At 43.8% G+C, this 23,757-nt stretch carries 17 protein-coding genes; 15 read left to right on the top strand and 2 right to left on the bottom strand.

Annotated elements, in window-relative coordinates; genetic code table 11:
* The first annotated feature begins 45 nt into the window (after positions 1–45).
* From MHI37_RS26090 to MHI37_RS26080, 3 genes are all read left to right on the top strand, one after another.
* Positions 46–462, top strand: coding sequence for a disulfide oxidoreductase (locus MHI37_RS26090; protein ID WP_076335920.1), 417 nt, complete (start codon positions 46–48; stop codon positions 460–462).
* 53 nt (positions 463–515) lie between these two features.
* Complete coding sequence (locus MHI37_RS26085) at positions 516–980, top strand: MEKHLA domain-containing protein (protein WP_076335921.1); 465 nt, start codon at positions 516–518, stop codon at positions 978–980.
* Positions 981–1,110: 130 nt separating this feature from the next.
* Positions 1,111–1,989 (top strand): DUF72 domain-containing protein, encoded by an 879-nt coding sequence (locus MHI37_RS26080; protein WP_076335922.1) that lies wholly within the window; start codon positions 1,111–1,113, stop codon positions 1,987–1,989.
* Between the two features lie 114 nt (positions 1,990–2,103).
* Here MHI37_RS26080 and MHI37_RS26075 read toward each other — a convergent pair whose 3' ends face one another.
* Positions 2,104–2,508, bottom strand: coding sequence for a hypothetical protein (locus MHI37_RS26075; protein WP_076335923.1), 405 nt, complete (start codon positions 2,506–2,508; stop codon positions 2,104–2,106).
* Between the two features lie 431 nt (positions 2,509–2,939).
* On the opposite strand from MHI37_RS26075, the gene MHI37_RS26070 reads away from it, so the two are divergent.
* The 3 genes from MHI37_RS26070 to MHI37_RS26060 all read left to right on the top strand — a co-directional run bounded on the left by MHI37_RS26070 (position 2,940) and on the right by MHI37_RS26060 (position 8,799).
* Positions 2,940–5,723 (top strand): ice-binding family protein, encoded by a 2,784-nt coding sequence (locus MHI37_RS26070; RefSeq protein WP_076335924.1) that lies wholly within the window; start codon positions 2,940–2,942, stop codon positions 5,721–5,723.
* Positions 5,724–6,631: 908 nt separating this feature from the next.
* Positions 6,632–7,720 (top strand): DUF1611 domain-containing protein, encoded by a 1,089-nt coding sequence (locus MHI37_RS26065; RefSeq protein WP_076335925.1) that lies wholly within the window; start codon positions 6,632–6,634, stop codon positions 7,718–7,720.
* The gene (locus MHI37_RS26060; protein ID WP_083676149.1) at positions 7,717–8,799 is read left to right on the top strand and encodes an alanine/ornithine racemase family PLP-dependent enzyme; all 1,083 of its coding nucleotides are present in this window, start codon (positions 7,717–7,719) and stop codon (positions 8,797–8,799) included. Before MHI37_RS26065 ends, MHI37_RS26060 begins: the two co-directional genes overlap by 4 nt.
* A gap of 301 nt (positions 8,800–9,100) precedes the next feature.
* Here the strand turns inward: MHI37_RS26060 and MHI37_RS26055 are convergent, their stop codons facing one another.
* Positions 9,101–9,466, bottom strand: coding sequence for a MerR family transcriptional regulator (locus MHI37_RS26055; RefSeq protein ID WP_076335926.1), 366 nt, complete (start codon positions 9,464–9,466; stop codon positions 9,101–9,103).
* A 131-nt stretch (positions 9,467–9,597) separates the two neighbouring features.
* Here MHI37_RS26055 and MHI37_RS26050 point away from each other — a divergent pair, with 131 nt between their 5' ends.
* The 9 genes from MHI37_RS26050 (at position 9,598) to MHI37_RS26010 (ending at position 23,704) form a co-directional block, all read left to right on the top strand.
* Positions 9,598–10,362 carry an SDR family oxidoreductase gene (locus MHI37_RS26050; protein ID WP_076335927.1) on the top strand — a complete coding sequence of 255 codons (765 nt, stop codon included), beginning with the start codon at positions 9,598–9,600 and terminating at the stop codon, positions 10,360–10,362.
* Between the two features lie 217 nt (positions 10,363–10,579).
* Complete coding sequence (locus MHI37_RS26045; protein ID WP_076335928.1) at positions 10,580–12,307, top strand: histidine kinase; 1,728 nt, start codon at positions 10,580–10,582, stop codon at positions 12,305–12,307.
* Between the two features lie 5 nt (positions 12,308–12,312).
* Positions 12,313–13,893, top strand: coding sequence for a response regulator (locus MHI37_RS26040; RefSeq protein ID WP_256710241.1), 1,581 nt, complete (start codon positions 12,313–12,315; stop codon positions 13,891–13,893).
* Between the two features lie 164 nt (positions 13,894–14,057).
* On the top strand, positions 14,058–14,978 hold the full coding sequence (locus MHI37_RS26035) for an ABC transporter permease subunit (protein WP_076335929.1): 921 nt from the start codon (positions 14,058–14,060) through the stop codon (positions 14,976–14,978).
* Positions 14,979–15,025: 47 nt separating this feature from the next.
* Entirely contained in the window at positions 15,026–15,925 is a 900-nt protein-coding gene (locus MHI37_RS26030; RefSeq protein WP_076335973.1) for a carbohydrate ABC transporter permease, read from the top strand.
* A gap of 48 nt (positions 15,926–15,973) precedes the next feature.
* A complete protein-coding gene (locus tag MHI37_RS26025; protein WP_076335930.1) occupies positions 15,974–17,539 on the top strand; it encodes an ABC transporter substrate-binding protein in 1,566 nt (521 codons plus the stop codon).
* A gap of 1,274 nt (positions 17,540–18,813) precedes the next feature.
* Positions 18,814–20,409 carry a response regulator gene (locus tag MHI37_RS26020; protein ID WP_076335931.1) on the top strand — a complete coding sequence of 532 codons (1,596 nt, stop codon included), beginning with the start codon at positions 18,814–18,816 and terminating at the stop codon, positions 20,407–20,409.
* Positions 20,406–22,184: a sensor histidine kinase gene (locus MHI37_RS26015; RefSeq protein ID WP_256710244.1), complete on the top strand. Its 1,779-nt coding sequence runs from the start codon at positions 20,406–20,408 to the stop codon at positions 22,182–22,184. Before MHI37_RS26020 ends, MHI37_RS26015 begins: the two co-directional genes overlap by 4 nt.
* A gap of 116 nt (positions 22,185–22,300) precedes the next feature.
* On the top strand, positions 22,301–23,704 hold the full coding sequence (locus tag MHI37_RS26010; RefSeq protein ID WP_076335932.1) for a sugar ABC transporter substrate-binding protein: 1,404 nt from the start codon (positions 22,301–22,303) through the stop codon (positions 23,702–23,704).
* Positions 23,705–23,757 lie beyond the last annotated feature (53 nt).

Raw genomic sequence — 23,757 nt, 5'->3', positions numbered from 1 at the left:
TAGATAGAGCTCAAGGAAGGCGAGGAGAATCAACTGGAAGATCAAATGGATAAGAAAAGATCGTTTTGGCTATTTATAGCTTGGGCAGCAGCTGTCTTATCGACGGCAGGGAGCTTATATTTGAGCGAGGTTATGCATTTTGCGCCATGCAGCCTCTGCTGGTTTCAGCGGATATTTATGTATCCTCTGGCGATTCTGCTTGGAATCGCATATTCCAAAGGGGATACGGGAATCGTTTCGTATGCGCTGCCGCTTGTGGTCATCGGGGGCGGGTTTTCACTTTATCATACGGTACTGCAAAAGCTGCCGCATGATTCGCCGCTTGCGGCCTGCGGTCCTGTCTCCTGTCAGGGCGACTATTTGAACTGGTTTGGATTTATTACGATTCCGATGCTGGCGCTTGCTGCATTTTTAATTATTTTGACAGCACTCCTTCGTTTGAGAAAGCTTGGTAGACATTAAACTCTCTCCGTGATATAAAAAATGAAAGTGAACAACACGGGGAGGGTAAGGCGATGCAATTACCGCATACAGGCGTTGGTGCGACAGAGGAGCATGTGAGACTTCTGCTAAGCAGCTACCGGAGATGGACAGGCAGAGAGCTGCTGGTGCTTAGGCTCGGTGAGAGCTTGCAGGAACAGCTTTTTAACGCGGATACCGTTATTTTGTCACATGGAACAGAGGCTGATCCGGTATTAAACTATGGCAATCAGAGAGGTTTAGATTTATGGGAGATGGCTTGGGAGAGATTTACAAGCACCCCCTCAAGATTGACAGCAGAGCCTATGGAGCGGGCGGAGCGTGACCGATTCTTTGAAGCGGTAACGGCGAACGGGTATGTCGACAATTACACAGGTATCCGAATTTCCAGCACAGGGCGACGGTTCTATATTGTTAATGCAACGGTTTGGAATGTGGTGGACGGGAGCGGCTGTTATTTGGGACAAGCAGCGGCATTTTCGGAATATCAGTACTTATAATCGTTTGTTTATCTAGCATAATCAGGAGCAGCCCTTTCGTAGACTTATCTGCGGGAGGGCTGTTTTTTTCTCATATAAAGTTTCGGTATAATGATCCTATCAGAGCTCAACCAAAGAACGGAGGATTAATATGCCGATACATATCGGACTGGCAGGCTGGGGAGATCATGATCGGCTGTATGTCTCAGGGGCAAAAGCAGGCAGCAAGCTGCGGCAATATGCGAAGCATTTTCCGGTTGTTGAGGTAGACAGCACGTTCTATGCCATTCAATCCAGAGAGCGGTTTGCGAAATGGCTGGAGGATACGCCGGAGACGCTTCATTTTGTGGTGAAGGCTTATCAGGGCATGACCGGGCATCAGCGTGGACCAATCGTGCCGGCGTCAGAGACAAACGAGATGTTTGCGGCTTTCCGAAGCATGCTGGAGCCCGTGATTGAGGCGGGCCGTTTGACAGCGGCGCTGTTTCAATACCCGCCCTGGTTCGATTGCACGCAGAGCAATGTGCGAATTCTTCGAGAAACAAAGGCTAGAATGAAAGGGATTCCGTGTGCTTTGGAATTCCGTAATCAAAGCTGGTTTGCGGAGGATCTAAGAGAGAAGACGCTGGCCTTTATGGAGCAAGAGCAGTGGATGCATAGCGTGTGCGATGAGCCGCAGGCAGGCATTGGCTCGGTACCTACGGTGCTGAAGGCAACGGATGCTCTTGGAACCATTGTGAGGTTTCACGGTCGCAACGTGTCTGGCTGGAATCAAGCGAGTGCGCCAAATTGGCGTGAGGTGCGCTATTTGTACCGTTACAGCGAGGAGGAACTGCTGGAATGGGCGGATATGCTTAAGCTGCTGCAGCAGCAGAGCAAGCATGTCCACGTTATCTTTAACAACAACTCCGGAGGAGATGCGGCAGATAATGCGAAGCGGCTGATGGAGCTGCTCGGGCTAACGAGGCCGGATGGCGGGGATCCGAACGAGCCGCCGCCTCCTGTGGTCGAGCAGTTAGATTTATTTTGATAGAGTACATGGCTAGTTAGTGGTGGAAATGACTAAAGTAGTCACTCCACAGGTGTGGAGCTCTGTATGTTGTTTGTGAGGAGTAATAATGAGGAGCCAATTTTCCAGATCTACTTAGCTTATGTTGTCAGTTGAGAATAAATCAAAAGAGTCCGATTGGTCTCCCCATTTTATTATTACTTTAATCCGTTCGTCTTTATCTAATATCGATAGATTGTCCATAAAGTTTTGCTTAAATGAAACTTCATAAAAATCCTGTTTGCTACTTCCTTTTACAGTTTCAACAATATTGCCCGCTGATGTCCCATAAGAAAATGAAATATCGGTGTCCAACGATTTTGGTGAGTGCAAATAGTAATATTTAATGAGTAGTTCATTACTTTTTACAGTCTGTGTATCATATTCAATTGTTGCTTTCCAGCTGGTCCCAATACCTGAATACATTGTTTTTATAGGTTTCTGCTCGTTCTCACACCCAAGTAAAGAAAAGAGTATTATCATTATTAAATACTTTTTCACAGACCTCACTCCTTGATTAAATTCACGAAAAATTTCCCAGTAGCCTTATCTCGATTAATCGCCATGCGTGTCGACAATTTGGTTGGAGGCTAATCCGGCCTCCTACAACACCCTACGTACCGTTAAGTTTACACTATAGCGTTTGCGACTTCTAATGATAATTCTTATTTCAACCGCTATTCAAGATTCATCTCTTTACGTCAGAGTCCAATAGTGGAAATCCATCTACCGGAGCCTTCACAAAAATACAATGTTTCAGATTCCTAGTATAAGGTTAAATAGTAATTAGAGTATGTTCAAAAATGGCGAAGAGGATATACAGATCGGGGCCCAAGGTTAGTATTAACGTCAGGTCGAGATCCGAGGCTCTTGGTCTTTTTAATCATTCTCTATTTTATCTCTCTTATAGATTCATCGAGGAGTTGCTGACAATGGGTAGAAGAAGTAGCAGAAGAGCATTGATATGGATTGTCGCTTTAACTTTAATTTTCTCATCCCTCGGACTGGCTTCGGCAGCCGCCCCCAGTGATATTAAAGGCAATTGGGCAGAAGGCTCCATTAACAGCTGGATAAGCAAGGGCTTCGTGAAGGGTTATAGCGACGGTACATTCAGACCTAATGGCAAGGTAAGCCGTGAGGAATTTTCTGCTTTTGTAAACCGGTCATTCGGATATAGCGAGCGCGGAACTCTGTCATTCACGGATGTGGCTTCGTCTTCATGGGCTTATCAGGATATATCGATAGCGAAGGCTGCGGGATATATAAGCGGGTATGTAGACGGTACATTCCGGCCCAAAAATGAAATCAGCAGACAAGAGGCAGCGGCGATGGTTTTCAGTATATTGAATTTGGAAAATTCTTCATCAGCCGACTTGTATGCAGATACGATCAACAGTCCCCAATGGAGCAAAAGTTCCATAGGTGCTGTTATCGATCACGGAATCATGGTGGGATACACGGATAATACTTTCCGACCAGGACAGGCGATTACACGGGCGGAAGCTATTGTCGTTCTCGAAAGAGCGTTTAAAGTCAAATCCGAGATGGCCACAACAACTACCTATGATGCAGCCGGTACCTACGGGCCGATATCCGGAGTTTTGGCCATTAAAGGGAATGTGGTTATTTCCGCTCAGGATGTCACCCTTCAGAATGTGACGATCAGCGGAAACCTTCTATTGGCGGAAACCATAGGAGAAGGGGACGTTTTCCTCAAGAATGTTACGGTCATGGGACACACGACTGTGAATGGCGGCGGAGAGAACAGCATTCATGTTGAGAATTCCGTTCTTGGGACGGTTACAGTCAACAAACCAACAGGCTCAGTACGAATAGTCGCTTCAGGAACGACTTTTCTTGGGGAAATTACTCTTCAATCCAGCAGCATACTGGAAGAAACGAATCTGACGGGCAAAGGATTCGGAGATGTCATTTTATCAGAATTGCTGCCTGATGGATCCAAGGTCATCGTGACCGGGAAATTCGATAAGGTTAATGTAAATGCGAACAACGCCATATTGGATATTCCGGCTGGGTCCAGCGTGGATTCACTGATTATGAATGGCGCAGGCTCTGTAACCGGACAAGGGACCATTCGAAATGTCCAGTTGAACCAGTCAGGTGCCAGTGTACAACAAATACCAACTAATATAGTGGTAGCGGCTGGAGTAATTGCTACGGTCGGCGGGATTGCTGCTGTTTCAACGCCAATACCAACATCGACACCAACACCGGCGCCGATCCCCAATATACCGAGTAATGCTAAAGCCATAACGGTCTTTAACTTCGGTGGGCTGCACCCTGTCGTAGTTGGAGCAATCAATGAAGTAACCAGTACAATCTCTCTGTCGGTTCCATTCGGTACGGATGTAACCGCATTGCTTCCGAGTATCGCAAGCTCAGGCATAAGCATTTCTCCTTCTGCAGGAACATTAAATAACTTTATCAGCCCTGCGACTTATACGGTCACAGCAGAGAACGGAACAGCACAAGCTTATGTGGTTACGGTTATTGCGGCCTCAACCGTAGCGGCTGGAGCAAACGTCACGATTAATGCTCCCGCAGAGGGCATTACAGCATGGTTGGCTCCTGCAGGGACAGTTAATTTCACTGCAACAGCAGCCGATAAGACAAAACTTGTTGGAGACGGAACAGCGTCTGTTATCGTGGCACCGACGGCTCTAGGAGAATACAATTTGTTCTTGGTAAACTCCGACGATCCCACAGATGTATCGCTGGCACCTGTAGGCATATTAACGGTAGTCGAAGGTTCAACAGAACCCGTAAATCTAGGGGTATCCGCGAACTTTGCGATTCTGGCTAAAACAGGTGTTTCTACCGTTCCAGAATCTACAGTCACCGGTAATATAGGAGTCAGTCCGGCATCCTCAACGGCAATTACCGGATTTGGCCTGACTCTAGGAAGTGCTGCTGCATTCTCAACGTCCGAGCAGGTTGTTGGACAAGTATTTGCGCCAGATTATGCGTTGCCAACGCCCAGTGTTCTGACGACGGCAATATCCGACATGGAAACGGCATACACGGATGCGGCAGGACGTGCTCCCAACTATACCGAGCTGCTTAGCGGCAATATTAGTGGGCAGACACTTGCCCCCGGTGTCTATAAATGGGGTACGAGCGTTCGAATAGATTCAGGTAAGGATGTTACTCTCGATGGTGGGGCAAACGATGTCTGGGTTTTCCAAATAGCTGGTGGATTCACACAGGCAAGCGCTACACGGATTATTCTGTCCGGTGGAGCAAAGCCAGAGAACATCTTCTGGCAGATAGCGGATACGGTTGCTATTGGAACAACTGCCCACTTTGAAGGAGTCGTTCTGGGTCAGAAAGAGATTGCTATAGGGACGGGTGCATCCGTGAACGGCAGATTATTGTCGCAGACGGCAGTCACCCTGAATAAGAGCACGATTGTAGTGCCAGCTTCTGCCACAGACTCTGACAAGGTAGCCATAGCGAAAGTTAATCTTAGCTTAGGCGATCTAAGTGCTGTAACGGAAAATATCATTCTGCCTGTCATTCAGGATGATGCAGCGATAACCTGGTTATCCAACAAACAGGAAGTGCTGAATAATGAGGGAGAGGTAATCAGGCCCATTGAGGATACAGTTGTAACACTCACCGCAACCATAGAAGCGGGATCGGAAATAGCCACTAAGTCATTTGTAGTTACAGTAAAAGGAATGCAGGATATTTAAGTTTGCAGTGTGATGTAAACTTCCATATAAGCATATTCGGAGGTCTTCCTGAAGCTTTTTTCAGGAAGGTTTTTGTTGTCGGGAAAATGTGTTTATCTGTTCTTATAAATAAAGATATCAGGTATGCACGTTGAGCTCGTCTTGCGACCATCCTTCCTCCCACTCTGATCTGGATGAAGATTTCGTACCAATATTATTCCCGTTTCCGTTGTTCCGAAATGGATGCTGTCGGAGTGGGAGCAGCGAGATTTTAGTTCGACAACGGGCAAGTTGATGTTGACTTTGTTATCCGCCTTCTCCGAATTCGAATAAAGGTAGATACACTGAAAATCGATAAATCATTTGTTCAGGAGAGATTAACAGATTCAGTAAATAAAAGCATCATCCAAAGTATCATAAGTTTAGCCAAAACGCTGGAAATGAGTGTCGTTGCTGAGGGCGTGGAAACTTTTGAACAATACACCTTTTTGATTGAATACCGCCTGTAATCATCCTCTGCCAAATTCTCGAACTTTTTAGTTTGTCCAGTCAGGTATCCTTGTCCCAGAGGACTATATGGAGAAGCGATTATGATTGGGAATAAAATGGCATGATAGGAAGCAGGGTTAAGCTGCTAAAGGTTTTTCAACATAACAGTATCGTATCTTTGAAAAAGCATTTTAACGAAGTCCAGGAATAAGTGTTAAATTTGGAAACTTACGGTCCCGTTTTTGTTTATCATGTGAAGATGATTCGAAGCTGGATTCCCAGCGATAAAAAAAGGAGATAACGTGTGCTTTCCCATTATTATTGCGGATCGTATATTATGCAAAAGTATTTATTTTCTCCAGTTTGTGGTAAGTTAATAACACTTACTTATAATAGTGGTCGAATATTTAAGAGGAATTGATTTTGGGAGGAAATTCGTTATGAGAGAAACAGCGATTATTTATTGTGAAGGAAATTTTGGTACGATGGATGGAAAGACAGCAAACGGGCTAGTTAGAAATTCAAAGAAATATCAGATTGTCGGCGTGGTTGACAGCACAAAGGCTGGTATCGATGCTGGTGAATATATTGAAGGACAAAAGAACGGAATTCTAGTGTTTTCAAGTCTCGTTCATGCAATTAAATCCTTGACCAAAGTACCCGACCATTTTATTTATGGGATTGCCCCCGCGGATGCCTTTCTGAAAGAAGATGAAAGGGCTATCATTTTCGAAGCAATGGAACAAGGAATGAATATTGTTAATCCTTTGCAGCAATTTTTTACTGATGATAAAGAATTTGTTAAGTCTGCTGCTGAAAATAATGTTCAAATGCTTGATATCAGAAAACCGCCTGAAAAAGCAGATATGGGTATATTCTCAGGAAAAATATTCAATGTTCCAACGCCTGTTGTTGCAGTACTCGGTACGGATGGCGCGATTGGCAAAAGAACAACATCGGTTCTACTGGTAAAGGCACTAATTGATCAAGGATATAATGCTGCATTCGTGGCAACAGGGCAAACGGGACTCATACAAGGGGCGAAATACGGTGTTGCCATTGACGCAATCCCGTTTCAGTTTATGATCGGTGAAATTGAAAAAGAGGTTGTCAAAGCTTACGAAAATGAGCGCCCTGACATCATCATTATTGAAGGACAAGGCGCGATGAGCCATCCGGCGTATATTAGTTCCTGCGGCATCATTAGGGGAGCGCGTCCTGGGGCGATCATCGTTCAGCATGCCCCCAAACGGGAAAACCTGGGCGACTTCGACTTTATGAAAATGCCTAAGCTGGAAGATGAAATCGAACTGATTGAAATGTTCTCGAAGTCACAGGTCATCGCCATTACCATTAACCATGAGAATATGTCGGATAATGAGATAGATACGGCTGTTGCCGAATATGAACAACAATTCAAAATTCCGGCGACGGACGTCCTTAAGCACGGTTGCGACAAGCTAATCGCAAGCATTGTGGAAAGATATCCGCAATTGAGCAAGAAAGCGAAGCAGGTAACTGTAGAATGATTGAACTGGTTACGCCTAGAATTGAGATTGATCTTGCGAAAATTGCACATAATGCAACTGTACTGAAAGAATTATACAATTCAAAAGGCATCGGAATCATGGGAGTAACCAAGGCTGTTTGCGGTAGTAATGCGATCGCAGAAGTTCTAGTCAACAATGGAATCCATACGCTAGCTGATTCTAAGATACAAAATTTGAAGAGCTTGCGCGAAGCAAATATAAGAGCACAGTTGGTTTTGCTTAGAACACCGGCTTTAAGCGAAATAGACATGGTCATTAAATACGCTGAAATTAGCATGAATACAGAGTTGTCTGTAATCAAAGCCCTTTCAGTAGCTGCGACAAAATACGATACCTTACATAAAATCATTCTGATGGTTGAATTGGGAGATTTGCGGGAAGGAATTATGCCGGATGATATTGAGGAATTCATTCGGGAAGTATTGAGACTACCGGGAATTGAGATGGTTGGTATTGGAGCGAGTTTTGCATGTTTTGGAGGTGTCAAACCGAGCGAGCAAAATATGCAGCAGCTTTCGTTGCTTTCAACCGAAATTGAAAATAAGTTTTCACTGCCCTTATCTTTTGTTTCGGGGGGGAATTCGGCTAATTACGATTGGTTCATAGCTGCTGAAAGCATTGGCAACATCAATAATGTAAGATTAGGCGAATCGATATATTTGGGATGCGAGCCAATTGAAAGAAAGATCATTCCTGGGTTATATACGGATGCATTTACATTCGTCGCTGAAGTAATTGAAGCGAAAATAAAGCCATCTGAGCCTTATGGGGAACTAGGTCAGGATGCTTTCGGAAATCAACACCGATTTCAGAATAGCGGACCAATGAGACGTGGTATTGTTAGCGTTGGTTCTCAGGATGTGCTCGTAACCGGATTGCAGCCGGAAGATGACATTGACATACTTGGCTCTAGCAGCGATCATACCATTCTTGATTTGAAAAGGACAGATTTGAAAGTAGGAGACGAGGTAAGATTCTCTCTCAACTACGGGGCATTGCTTTCTGCAATGACTTCCCCATACGTAATCAAGCAATATACCAGCGTGGGCGAAAGATAGTGTTGCTTTTGTGAAGCAAGATGGGATTGTGCAAGCTTGCTTTATTGATCTCACACGAATAGCAAAATTCTTATTACAAGTTGCGGCCACACTTACCATCAATATTAGACACTCCATACATGTGGCGTGTCTAATATTGATGATTCGTAAAGGCAACTGAAGCATAGACAAGGATCTCTCATCGAAAAAATAATGGCTGCCGGGAAACACCCGGTAGTCATTATTTTTTATGGAGTGTGTAGCCGGGGCACTACCAAAAGAAGTCGAACAAATACTTAGAGATTACTCTAAGTAAGCACGCTTAAGTAGAATGAATGCCATCGGATTCGTAGTAGGTAATTTTCAGGTCGATGAGGTTCAGGTTTTTCTTTAAATCGTCGATCTGCCGCAGCACTTCCCTGCGGTGATCCTTCATCATTTGCTTACGTGAAGCCGCGGTCTCAATTCCATGCATGAACATGTCGACGTACCGCTTTATTTCTTTAATCGGCATTCCTGTATTTTTTAAGCAGCAAATAAGTTTGATCATCTCCAGATCTCTGTCCGAAAACGTGCGGTTGCCGGATTTATTCCTAGAAACAAAGGGCAGCAATCCTTCCTTGTCGTAGAAACGTAGTGTATGAGCGGAAATATCGAATAATTGGGCCACTTGATTAATCGTATACATGTTCATTCCCTCCACTCGAAAAAAAGCGAGCATTTCCCTTGACTTCGATAGAACTCTAAGTAATATCCTGAGTATAGGCTACTTACTGTGGCAGTTCAAGCCTATTATGTAACAGGAATGGAGAGATCACCGTGGAAAAGCAAACGAAAATAGCCTTAGTAACTGGCGGGAGTCGGGGACTTGGCCGAAATGCGGCATTAGCGTTGTCCCGAAAAGGAATCGATGTCATCGTCACCTACTATAAGGAGAAAGACCATGCGGATACGGTCGTTCAAGAGATCGAGCGCGGTGGACGTAAGGCGGCTGCACTTCAGTTTGACGCAGGAAGGGTCGCTTCCTTTGACCATTTTGTCTCTCGGCTGTCTGATGTGCTTCAGTCGACGTGGGGTCGGGATAGGATCGATTATCTCGTCAACAACGCTGGCTTCGGCGTGAACGCTCCCATTGCGAGCACGACGGAAGAACAGTTCGACAGCCTGATGAACGTAAACTTCAAGGGTGTATTCTTCCTGACGCAGAAGCTGCTGCCGCTTATTGCCGACAATGGCGGAATCGTCAACATTTCCTCGGGGTTGACCCGATTTTCTTTCGAAGGCAATGGCGCCTATGCGGCCATGAAGGGCGCCGTTGAGGTACTGACTCGCTATATGGCGAAGGAATGGGGCCATAGAGGCATCCGGGTGAATACGATCGCTCCCGGAGCGATCGCTACGGACTTCTCAGGCGGCAGGGTACGGGATAACTCGGAAGTGAACGCATTCATAAGTTCGAAAACAGCATTGGGCAGGGTCGGCGAGCCCCAAGATATCGGAGGCGTCATCGCTTCTTTATGTACAACGGAGATGAGCTGGCTGAACGCCCAGAGAATAGAAGCTTCCGGTGGCATGGTTCTTTAACATACGGTTCGTAGAAGGCCTCCCTTTGCAGGGAGGCCTTTTACCGTTGATACACTGCTCTACTAGGCATTGTTTGGCTTGATTTTTGTATATTTAACTTGATGATATAAATGGTTAATTGTACATTATGTATAATTAACTTTACATTAATTAAAATTGAACGTACCTTAATGGATGATTTTCACCATATAAGATTGCTGATCAAAGGCGGGGGATAATGAAGAGACTCATACCTAAAAAGCTCTATATTCCATTCACGTATAAGGTCATGATTCCTTATCTTATTCTAGTATTGCTGACAGACTTGTTAATTGGATACATATCCTATACGATGCTTATTCAGTCTAGAACGGAGATGGCCGAAACGAATATTCGAACGGCTATGAAGCAGGCGAAGAGCAATATTGAATACCAGATGGATGAAATTCAGCGAATGTCGAATACACTGTTTACCAGTCTCACCTTTCAAAATGCTCTTCAGTTTGAAGGGGATGAGCTAGGAGTTATGCTCAAAATGAAAGATGATATTATTCCGCAAATGAAAGCTCCGCTTCAGCTGTATGGAAATAATATCAGACTCGTGCTCTACACGGTGAATGAAAGCATGCTTGAGGTTCCCGGTGATAATATGGCGACTCCGATTCATAGACGTGATTACTATGTGCTCTCGCACCATAGCATAGAGAATAGTGAGTGGTATAAAGCTATTGCAGGCGCCAACCAGGATAATCTTTGGCTGCAAATTGATACGGATCAACAGCATAATAATATTTCGCATTTTCGAAAGCTAGTATCGTCAAGCGGTCTTTCCTCTACGATAGGCTATGTGCGTGTTACTGCTCGGTTTGATGAATTATTAGGCAATTTTGATGCCTTTCCAATTGAGCAAGGCATGAGCCTTCGATTAATTGATACAGCCTTAGATTCCGTATTATATGAACGAGGAACGATTGATGAGCAAGCAAGCGAAAGCGCATACCTGAGTGTAAGAGAACAAATTGCGGGGACAAGCTTCGTGATCGAGTCATTGGTTCCGCAATCCTATTTGAATAAGGATGCCAGCAGAATGCAGAGGGCAATTGGGACCGTTTGTTTAATTAGCTTTCTAGTGATGGCATTCATTGGATTTATTGTCGCTCGTGTATCAGGCAAAAAAATGAAGCGTATTGTGACCTTAGTCCAATCCTTCCAGGAAGGTAATTTTCACAAAAGAATTGGGTTTACCGGGAATGATGAATTTGTTCATATTGCTGATTCCTTTAATAAGATGGCCATTAGTATTCAAGATCTCATTAAAAATGTTTATGTACAGGGGCTTCAGAAAAAGCAGGCGGAGCTCGATGTGCTTCAAGCTCAAATTAGCCCGCATTTTCTGTACAATACGTTATCGACCATCGGAAGCCTGGCTAATTTAGGGGAGGTCGACAAGGTTACGAGGATGGTCAAAGCGCTCTCTAAATTTTATCGATTAACGTTAAATGGAGGGAATGCTTATATTTCGCTTGAAGAAGAGCTGGAGCAGGTGGAAGCTTACCTTGATATTCAACGAGTAAAGTATGCGGATTCGTTTAAGGTTTATTTTGACATTGAGCCTGATATTGTGCAGGAAACTGTTATTAAGCTAATTCTTCAGCCCTTCGTAGAAAATATATTTAAACATGCCTGGTTTGGAGAATCGATCGCCATTCGGATTACCGGCAGGCGTTTAGACAACCGAATTGAATTAAAAATTATTGATAACGGCATTGGAATGAGACCGGAAACGTTGAAAAAAATGCTGTTTAATACGACGGAATCAGACGGCTACGGATTGAAAAATGTAGAGGAGCGAATCAAGCTCAGATACGGCAGCGATTTTGGCATTCGCATTGGCAGCATTTATGGAGCAGGTACGACGGTGCAAATTTTACTTCCGCTTGATAATGAGGAGATTCGTCAGGAGTGAGGAATATGAGCTTGGACATTAGCATTTTATTAGTAGATGATGAGGCTGTTGATTTAGAGTGGTTAAGACGTCGTGTAGTCGGCAACGAGCATTTGAATCTACAGGACGTTGGGACAGCCATGAGCGGGTTTTCGGCGCTGAAAATTATGGAGCAGAAGCGAATCGATCTTATTTTGTCTGATATTCGAATGCCGATTATGTCTGGAATGGAGTTTGCGCGCAAAGCGAAGGAAATCAATCCGGATGTGCAAATTATTTTTATTAGCGGCCATCAGGATTTTAGCTATGCCAAAGAAGCGATTCAGCTTAATGCAAGCGGTTACTTGCTTAAGCCGGTAGATGACAGCGAGCTTAACGATATGCTGATTGAGATTTGCAACAAGATTGAAGAAGAACGAAAAGAGGTTATGGCTCTATCTGAAACCTTAACTCTAGTGAATCAGGAGCTGCTGCTGCGGTGGTTAAATGACGTCACGCCGGGACAGGTCGAGGCACATATTCATAGCTTTATCACACCGCTATTGCAGCGGGGATCTACTGTGGCCATTATAGAGATCGATAATCTCGCTTGGAAGTTTAAAGACAAGACGGAGGATGAGCGCCGCTTGTTTATGAACAGCATCACTCAATATTTCCGGGATTTTGTTCTGAATAACAATTTGGGCAGCATCATGACAAGCTATGACTACCGCTATGTTTTGCTGGCGACGATTCAAGAGGAATATTTTACAGCCTTGCTGGAAGAGCTGGTGCAGAGCTTCAATCAGACCTTTTCACACACCATTACCATCGGAACAGGCATGTACACTAGCGAAGTAAACAAGCTGCATGATTGCTATCGGCAGGCACAGGCTGCGCTGAGCATTAAATGGATTATGGGCAAAAATCGGTTAATTCAAGGAGCTTCAGAATGGTGTCCACAGGCTGCAATGGCACCGAATTTCGAAGAGGTTGTCAATACGATGCTTCAAGCGATGCTTGAATATGATCTGATGACGATTGATGATTGTTTGATTAAGCTGTTTAGCGGCGATAAACCATTAACTCAGAAAAATGATATTTACGAGCTTATTATTCGGATTACCTCTAAGCTCCACGCAGATCTGCAGCAAATGAACGAGCATTTATATGAAATTTTAAAGTGGGAGACCCATCAGCCGTTTATTTTGTTCGAATTTGAAACGGTGCATGATATTCTCTCCTGGATCAGAAGAAGGTTTTTTGAATTATCCGAGCTGCTCTATTTAAAAAAACAAAGACAAAAACGAAAGCTGATCGATCGAATGACAACGTATGTAGAGGAAAGATTGGATCAGAAAATTACACTTAATGAGGTTGCCGCCCACTTTGACTTTACGCCTAATTATCTAGGACAACTGTTTAAATCGGAGACGAATATTTTATTCAGCGACTATGTAAATAAATTGCGCATGGAGCGGGTATGTGAGCGACTGGCTGACCCTACGAAGAAGATTTATGAAATTGCTGAGCAGGCGGGATATAAAAACATGATTTATTTCAATAGACAGTTTAAGCAGCTGATCGGAATGTCACCGGGAGAGTATCGCAAAAAGAATAAAGTTTAATAATGTTTAGGTATAGCTCAAGTCGCAGTTGGACTATGAGCTATTTATTTGCCGTTTTTCATGAAATCGTTGATTTAGTATTGGTTTTAGTTGTTTCTCACAATTTTTTTGATCCTTGCTGCCTTTTATAATAAGACGTACAGAGGGTAGAGAGGAGCGTAGAGATGAATCTACATCAATTTTGGAATGATCTTGTCAGATATAGAATCATTTTGTTGATGCTGGCACCAGGAGTAATATTTTTTCTCCTTTTTGCTTACGTACCGATGGTGGGAATTATTCTTGCTTTTAAACATTATGATTATGCGGGCGGTGTGTTCGGCAGTCCATGGAACGGTTTGGCTAACATTCGCTTTTTCTTTGAATCAGGGGATGCTTGGCGAGTGACAAGAAATACAGCACTATACAATATCGCATTTATCATTGTGAATAATTTACTCCAAATGTTTACAGCGATTTTTTTGTTTGAGGTTGGCGGCAAGTGGTTCCGCAAGATCACTCAAACGATCATGTTCCTGCCATACTTTATATCCTGGGTAGTCGTTGGAGCTATCGCCTACAACCTATTAAATACCGACATTGGAACGGTGAATGCTCTGCTTAAGGGTCTGGGGATGGAGCCAGTTGATATTTACAACACACCTGCCTATTGGCCCTATATATTAGTATTTGTGTCGGCGTGGAAGATGCTCGGATACGGAACGGTCATGTATTTAGCGGCGATTACGAGCATTGATACAGAAATGTATGAAGCGGCCGAAATCGATGGGGCGAATATTTTCCAGCGCATGCTGCGCGTGACGATTCCGAACCTGTATCCTACCATTATTATTCTCACCTTGCTTGCAGTCGGCAATATTTTTCGAGGTGACTTCGGAATGTTCTACAACTTAATCGGCAATAACGGGGTGTTGTTCTCTACGACGGATGTTATTGATACCTTCGTATTCAGATCTCTGATTACTACGAATGAAATTGGAATGTCGGCAGCAGCAGGGGTTTATCAATCTATTTTAGGATTCACAACAATAATGGTAGTGAACTATGCCGTTCGCAAATACGACAAGGATCGTGCGCTATTCTAAATGGGGGTCAAGCTATGAATACATCTGACTTAGGCTTAAATAAAAAAATGAGCAAGAGCTCGGGTATAAAACAAACGGATCGCCAGCTATTCGCTGTAATTGGCTATACCATTCTTGCGATTCTTGCATGCCTATGCATCATTCCTTTTATTCTTATACTATCGTCGTCTTTAACCGAGGAAAGCAGTATTGTTGTGAAAGGATTTCAATTTTTCCCTTCAGAATTTTCGTTGGAGGCATATCAAATTTTATTCAAGTATCCTGATCAAATGCTCAAAGCTTATACGGTCACGATATTGGTTACGGCAGTTGGCACTGCATTAGGCTTGCTTCTCACCGCAATGACTGCTTACTGCATTTCTAGAAGGGATTTCAAATGGCGCAATCATTTTTCCTTCTTTTTCTTCTTCACTACGTTGTTTAACGGAGGGTTGGTTCCTTGGTACCTGCTTATGGTCAATTACCTCCACTTAAAGGATACGCCGCTGGCATTAATTCTACCTTTGCTGCTTAACGTTTTTTACATTATTGTCATGAAGTCCTTTATGAGCGCCATACCGGAAGCGATTACTGAATCAGCAAAAATAGATGGCGCAGGCGATTTTCTAATCTTTATTCGTCTTATTCTTCCCTTGTCTAAACCAGCCTTGGCTACCATCGGTCTTTTTCTTGCCCTTGGCTACTGGAATGATTGGTATAACGCGCTCTTGTTTATATCCGATCAGAATTTAATGCCGCTTCAATATTATTTGTACAAAATGTTAGGCAATATGGATGGTATGCGGAAGGCGATGATGGGCTCAGGCGCAGTAGTTACGACCATCATTCCGACAGAGGGGCTTAAGATGGCGATGACCATTGTAGCGAGCGGCCCTATTCTCATTGCTTATCCATTTGTTCAAAAATATTTTGTTCAAGGCTTAACGATTGGCGCTGTAAAAGGATGATTCCAGGGAAGCCTGGTTTATCAATATAAGTCTAGGGGGAAATTCAGCATGTCAAAGAAAAAATCCATTTTGCTCGCACTTGTATTAACATTTGTAATGCTTCTATCTGCATGCTCAGGCAATACGAATAAGGCAGCCGAGTCACCGCAGCCTACTAAAGAGCCACAAGCGTCTGCTCCAGAAAAGGATGCTGTAGAGCCTGGAATCGATACATCCAAAGAAGTTAAGCTTAAAATGATTTTTGTAGGGCCAAAGCCAGTAGACTACGACACTGTCTTTGCTGAAATCAACAAGAAGCTGAAGGAAAAAATCAATGCAACTATCGAAGGCGAATTTCTAGACTGGTCGGATTGGGCACAAAAATATCCACTTAAATTAGCGGCGAATGAAGATTTTGACCTGATTTACTCTGCTAACTGGGCTGGCTATAACGACCAAGCTTTAAAAGGTGGTTTCCTAGATTTAACAGAAGAGCTGCTATCGACGTATATGCCGAAAACTTGGGAGCTAATGCCTGAGTCTAGCTGGGATCAATCTAAAGTAAATGGAAAACTGTATATGGTACCTCAAAATAGAGGGGAATCCGTAGAAAAGCTTATTTTGTACCGTGAGGATTTACGCGAAAAATACAATCTTCCTGCACTCGACAGTCCTGAAGCTTACGCAAACTATTTGAAGACGATTGCGGAAAAGGAGCAGGGAGTCATTCCATTTACTCCGGAAACGGGGGACTGGAAGCTTCATAATTTAGACCGTGTATTATTGAAGCAGCAGTTCGAATGGAATATGCTTGACTTCGATCTTCCCATTGGCTTTAAGCTGACGGATGAGAAGGGACAAATTTTCAACGTTTATGAAACAGAGGAATTTAAAGGACTATTGAGCTACTACAAGGATCTTGCAGACAATAATTCCTGGTCCAAGAACGTACTGAACAATAAGAACGATCATCAACAGGACTTCAAAGAAGGAAAGACAGCATCTATTACTCATAATATGGGGACACTGGGAGCATTAAAGGCTGCGATGGAAAGAGAAAATTCCCCATTCAAAGCGGCTTTGGCTGACATTACTCCTGATAAGAAAAAGTCACAGGCAGTTGCTACACAGAATGGTACGTCGATTCATGCAACCTCCAAAAATGCTGAGCGCGCTTTGATGTTCATTGATCTCATGCAAAATGATGCAGAGCTGCATAATCTCATGATGTATGGTATTGATGGGGTTCACTACACAGCTGTTGGGGATAATAAGTATCAATCCACAGACAAGAGCGCCAATTATACGGGCTTCTCTAATTGGAGCTTCAACTCTGATTTGAATCGTGACGATGTCGCTTTCCCAGAAGAGGCTTCCGCTATGGAAAAATCGTGGCAGGAAACGGTTTATCACTATCCGCTTGAAACCTTCGTGTTTGATAACAGTAAGGTGAAGACCGAGGTAGCGAATGTGAGCAATGTGATGCTGCGTTACGCTATCCCACTCGAATACGGAGCTATCAAGGATGTTGATAAAGGGCTGGCAGATTTGCAGAAGCAGCTGGGCTCAGCTGGAATCGAAAAAATTATAGCAGAGGTACAAAGCCAAATTGACGCATTTTTAGCGGCAAAATAATAGAGTAATCGAAGAAGCGCCTAATGAGGCGCTTCTTTTGTTATTGTATAGAAAAGTATGCATTCTCCGAACCTGTTGATAACGAAAGCTAACGGAAATCAGAGACGCTAAAGTTCCATTTTTGGTTAGCATCACATTCTAACGGAAGAGGGAGACGCTATTACGCAGAAATGAAGCGAGATACGGCATGTAGGGTACAAATAGAGGCCTGTGTTTCCGTTACAATCTTGAAACGAACAATAAAGGCGATTTAGCGTCTCTGGTTTCCGTTAGAAGTGTGAGCTGACGCGTCTGCGATTTCCAATCGCTTGTAAGGGTGATTTTGTCCTTTATAATTATACCAATATTAGTCCACCAATCTAATATTATTAATCTGTCTATATAGGGCTAATGTGTTTATAATGAGGTCAACAAAAATTCAGCGCTTGTCCACATGAAGGCGCTTTTTTTAAATATAGGAAAGTATATCAATTCACCATACTATCTCTATATTTCTCCGGAATGAAACGCGCCACCGCCATAAGGACGGCGACAGCCGTTTCACCTTGAATAAACTAAAGCTATATAAGTTGGACTGAAAAATAAAGTTATAGCGAAGCGAGAAGATCGTTCTGGAGAAACGAAGTGTTCGCCTTTGCAGCCAGATTCTTACCTTTAAATGTCTTAGAAAATCAAAGAATCTGGCTGCAACCGCGATCGTAAGAATGATCTACTCGCGCAGCGACCACTACGTAAATTTGATCAAGGAGCTGAGCAGTTACTTTAGCTTTCGTTCTCCGGTTCTTAGATTGGTCGTGCTAGCTCGATGAGTTCAGCGCTATAGGGAGAGGCTACACTGCAGTTTGTACAATGTAATCGACGTTACTTGCCTGACTCGATACGTACACTGTAGTTTGTGCAATAGAATGCCTATTCTAGGGCGATATTCGTTGGTTTGGAGCTCATTCTAGTGCAATAATACAATGTAGCCATTTGAAACAGCTCTCATGTGAGGTTTTCATTGTAATAAGTGCAGTGTAAGCGCTTCTCCTTATTTTAGCGGAAACTTTAGTGCATGATATAACGAATTTTGGGTCGTACGCAGCTAAGGATGCTGCAAGGATACAAGGATAGCTGCGCATTGGAGTCTAATCTATAAGTTGAACTTATCACATGCAGATTTAGCGAAGCGAGAAGATCGTTCTGGAGAAACGAAGTGTTCGCCTGAGCGACCCTTCAGAATGATCTACTCGCGCAGCGACCACTACGTAAATTTGATCTAGGAGCTGAGCGGTGTGAGAATATTGGTAGTAGATGATGAACCGAGACATCTTAGAGGAATGTTGAATTTATTACGCCAATTACGGCCGAGTGCCGAGGTCATTGCCGCTAAAGATGGTGCTTCTGCATTGGAGCTTGTCCGATCAGAGCTGCCGGAAGTCGTATTGTCGGATATCCGGATGCCTAACATGGACGGACTAACCTTCTTGCAGAAGCTGAAGGAAGAAAACATTCATACGAAGGTTGTCATGGTGTCAGCCTACGATCTGTTTGAGTATGCACAGAAGGCGGTTCGCCACGGTGCTTATGATTATTTGTTAAAGCCTGTGGAAGTAGAGAAAATCGAGGAGGTACTCAGTCGAATTGAGCTTCAGCTGGGGAAAGAATCGATGCAGCACGAAAAGGCAGCGGAGCTGAAGCATCAGATGGAGAGCGCCTCCTCGGCTTATCGAAATCGGCTGCTGTTAGCTTGGCTAAATGGAAGCATAACGACGATGGAGTACGATGAGCTAAATAAGTATGATGAGCTGCAGGGGGAGGGGATTGTTATTTTCTCAAAGCTAACCATTGATCTTAGCAGCGATGAAAATTATGATTTCACATTGTTCCTGCGAGACCTGGAGCGTAGCTGGGCAACCATTGGGACAGCAATGACGATCCCATTGAATGCACTGAAAGAGGAGGGGTATCAAGCCGTCACGATTATCCGCAGCTCCCCTCTTACTTTAGATAGAAAAAAAGAAATTCGCAGCGTAGCAGCAGCACTAGCGATGAACTGGACAGATATTGGGCAGCTTACCCACGGGATAGGACCAAATTGTACATCTCTATTGAAGGAAGCGCCGAAAGCTTATCGGGCGTCCCAAACGGCAAACCGCTATAGCTTCTATGAGAGCTGGAAGGGAGTGCTGTTTCATGATGAGCTGCTTCCTTCTTCAAATGCTATAAATCTCGACTTGGAAAAGCTATTTGAAGCTCTGATCGGAAATGCTGTAAATGGTGCGATAGATATGTGCAGGGCAGCCTTCAAGCAGCTTTCAGACGGCGGTCATGCGAACCCAGCGGTACTTAAGGAAAACACATCTCTTCTATTGATGAAGCTCATAAGCCGAATTCGTCCTATCGTTGATCGCAAGGTTGGAAACCTTCTCACGAATACAGCTACGGCTCTTATTCAAGATTGTGGAACTTATAACGAACTAATGGTTTTTCTAGAGGATAGGCTTTTGGAGCTGCAAGATGCTTTAATGCAAGCGCAGCAGAACAAAAAAGAAATCATCGTTGCGAATTGCCTCAGCTGGATACAAGAAAATGCGAAAGAAGATGTGACGCTTGAACGAGCAGCAGAGCATTTTTTCTTTAATCCGTCCTATTTCAGCACCTTAATTAAAAGCAGGACAGGGAGGACGTTTTCCGAGCATGTGACGGCAGCAAGGATGAAACGCGCGAAGGAGCTGCTTGCAGAGAACAGACTTCGAATTTATGAAATTTCCGAGGAGTGCGGGTATCAGGACACGAAATATTTTTGCAGAGTTTTTAAGAAGCAAAATGGAGTATCGCCTGAATCCTATAAACACACTTTACTTCCAGAAAGGAAGCATGAGGAATGAAGATGACATTCCGCTCTCGAATTTTAGCGAGCTATATCTTTTTAATTGCCATTCCTCTCATCGTTTTAGGGCTTCTTTTTTATCGCACCAGTCTACAGGTTGTGACGGAGCAGGCACAGAAAAACGTGTATGAGATTGTCAAAAAAAATAATGAGATTTTGGATACAAAGCTCGGGATCGTTGACCTGAACAGTCTAGCTTTATTCGTAGACAAGGATTTATTTCGAATATTCAACAACCTGGACCCGTTAAACGAAGCGGACATATTTGCAGCCGATCGTCAGGTGTCGGCCATTTTAAGTAAATATTTTTCTCAAAATAAGGATACGTATTCGTACCAGCTCTGGACGTCCTATTTCACCTTTGGGCAGATGCTTCCGCAAGGCGATCCAACGCAGTCGGATGTTTATCGTAAAGCACAGCAGGCTGGAGGCAAAATGGTATGGTATCCCACTTACGATTTCGTTGAAATGTTTGATCAGCCTTATTTGAAGGAAGGGAAGATAGACTTTCGTTATTTGTTCTCTGCAACGCGTGTTCTTGATTTCTCTCATGTCAACAATACGACACTGGAGAAGCTGGAAGCTGATATTGAACGGCCAGTTCTGACGATCAGCTTTAAATTAGAAGCATTGGAGTCCTTATATGAGGAAAGTATTCCTGAGGGCTCGCGTTATTTGGTTCTGGATGCAGACCATAAAGTTGCTGCAAGCAGCGAGCCGGAAAGAGTTACGCAAACCTACAGAGAGCCATGGCTAGAACAGCTCCAAATGGAGAGCAGCGGTACACGAAGATTGACATTGGATGGGCAGGCCATGATCGTCTACTTCGATCGCTCGGAAGTGACGGGATGGATGTCAATCGTATGGACGCCGGAATCTACGCTTGTGAGCAATCTGGTGCCCGTAATCCGTACCTCGATTACTCTCTTGGCAGTTATTATGGGAATTGTGGCACTTATTTTCGCTTATTTTATGGCAGATAGAATTACGAACCCGATTAAGAAGCTGCTTGGTGCGATGAGGTCAGTAGGCGTAGGGGATTTTCAAACGCAAATTGTTGTTGGCACCAATGACGAGTTCGGTATTTTACTGCAGCGCTTTAATCGGATGAATGAACGGATACGGCTTCTAGTTACAGAAAATTATGAGATTAAATTAAAGGAGCAAGAGGCTGAAATTCAAGCACTAAGCATGCAGATGAATCCTCACTTCCTATATAACACGTTAAATATTATGAATTGGACGGCCATTGAGAACGACCAGAAGGAACTAAGCAAGATGCTTGTTTGTTTATCCAATATGCTCCATTATACGTCAAGGAAGGATTGGGGAGCCGTTCATTTATCTGAGGAGACGAAGTGGATGAACAATTATTTCTATATTATGTCTGTTCGCTTTGAAGATAAATTTATCGTGAAATACGATATTGATTCGACACTTTATGAGTACAAGGTGCCAAGGCTATTATTCCAGCCCTTTGTTGAGAATGCGATTTTACACGGCTTTGATCAGACGGAAACGGGCGGCCTTATTCAAATCAGCGGCTGGATCGAAAGCGAAACACGCTATTATGAGATTGCTGATAACGGACGGGGAATGAGCAAGGATGCTATACATGCGATTTTGTATAAGGAATCCTCATCGATCGGAATCAAGAACACCATCGCTCGGATTCAATTGACGTATGGTGAGGAATACGGTATTTCAATCAGCTCCTTTCCGGGAACCGGAACGAGAGTAGTCATTAGGCTGCCGCTGAAAAGCGAATATTAGTCCACCTATCCAAAGCTTTTCGGGTTATGTAAGCGCTACCCTAGAACTTATAATAAAAGCATCATAGACTGCAGCTATGAACTAATAACGCTTGAAATCGAGAGGGGTTTTCGAATATGAAACAACAAAGAAAATCGATAATCGTTCTAATGGCTCTACTGTTAATGTTTGCTACTGTTTTATCTGCATGCTCAAAATCCACCACAGATAACAATAATAGCCCAAACTCTACATCCAGTGAAACACCAGCGAAGAAGCCCATTACTCTTCGGATGACCGTGTGGGGTGCGCCGGAGGAAGTGGCTGCATACAAGGTAGCGATTCAAAGGTTTGAAGCGAAATATACGAATATTAAAGTTGATCTTCAACATATTGCTGCTGATTATGATACGAAGCTGACCACAATGGTAGCGGGTAATGATGTACCGGATATCGCCATGATGGAGTCAGGCACCATTGCCTTTCCGTTGGCAGAGCAGGGGAAGTTTTATAACCTTCAACAATTTCTGGACAATGACTCCGAGATCAGTGTAGACAGCCTAGTTCCAAACATTATGTATTCGCTTGAGCCGGGTAATGTCATCGGTATTGCTCCAGGCCCAGAATCATTTGGTCTATTTTATAACGAGGACATCTTTAAGGAAGCGGGCATTGCACCTCCGCCTAGTAAAGTATCGGAAGCCTGGACATGGGATGAGTTTGTTGAAGTCGCGAAGAAGCTGACGATCGACACAAAAGGCAAATCGGCGAACGAAGCAGGATTTGATGCGAAAAATATTAAGCAGTATGGGATTAACATCTCGACATGGTGGGGCGTCTACAGCAACTTTGTTTATTCCAATGGCGGTGACTTCGTCTCAGCGGATGGTAAGAGCTTTGCGCTTAACCAGCCGGAAGCAGTCGAGGCTATACAGAAAATGTCGGATTTGATGAATGTGCACCATGTCGCGCCTTCACCGGTGCAAGCCAAAAACATCCCATCAACAAATGTTGCCCTTCAGACGAAAAAGGTAGCGATGGCCATTGATGGCCAATGGGCCAGCACGGGACTCGCGCAGTCGAAGTTTAACTTTAACGTAGGAGTAATGCCAGTTCTGAAAGAGCCAGTGACTACGGTTGTATGTGGAATGTTCTCGATATTTAAATCAACGGAGCATCCACAAGAAGCATGGGAGCTGTTGAAAGCGCTTCTTGATCCGGAAGCCTCTATTGATATGATAACAGCCGGAACATGGATGCCATCATATAAAGATTGGTACACAGAGCCAGCCTTGCTCGCCAAATGGACAGAGAATCTAGATTCAAGGCCTTCCGGTTATAAAGACGCTATCGTGGATGTTATTTTGACTAAGAGTCATCAGACACCGACAGGATATGTGAAAAACTTTACTAAAATCATGGATATCGTGAACCCTGCTTTGGATAAAGTATGGCTCGGTCAACAAACCGCGCAGGAAGCGATGGATTCTATTGCTGCCAAAGCACAAGAACAAGTGCAAGGACGAAGAGATATAGAGTAATCACGTCATTTCGAATTCTACGATGCAGAAGACGACGATCGGCTTATAGACCG

Origin of the sequence: Paenibacillus sp. FSL H8-0548, assembly GCF_038630985.1 — a bacterium.
Lineage (GTDB): Bacteria > Bacillota > Bacilli > Paenibacillales > Paenibacillaceae > Pristimantibacillus.
Note: the sequence above shows the minus strand (reverse complement) of the source record. Positions and strands in the feature narration are given on the sequence as shown.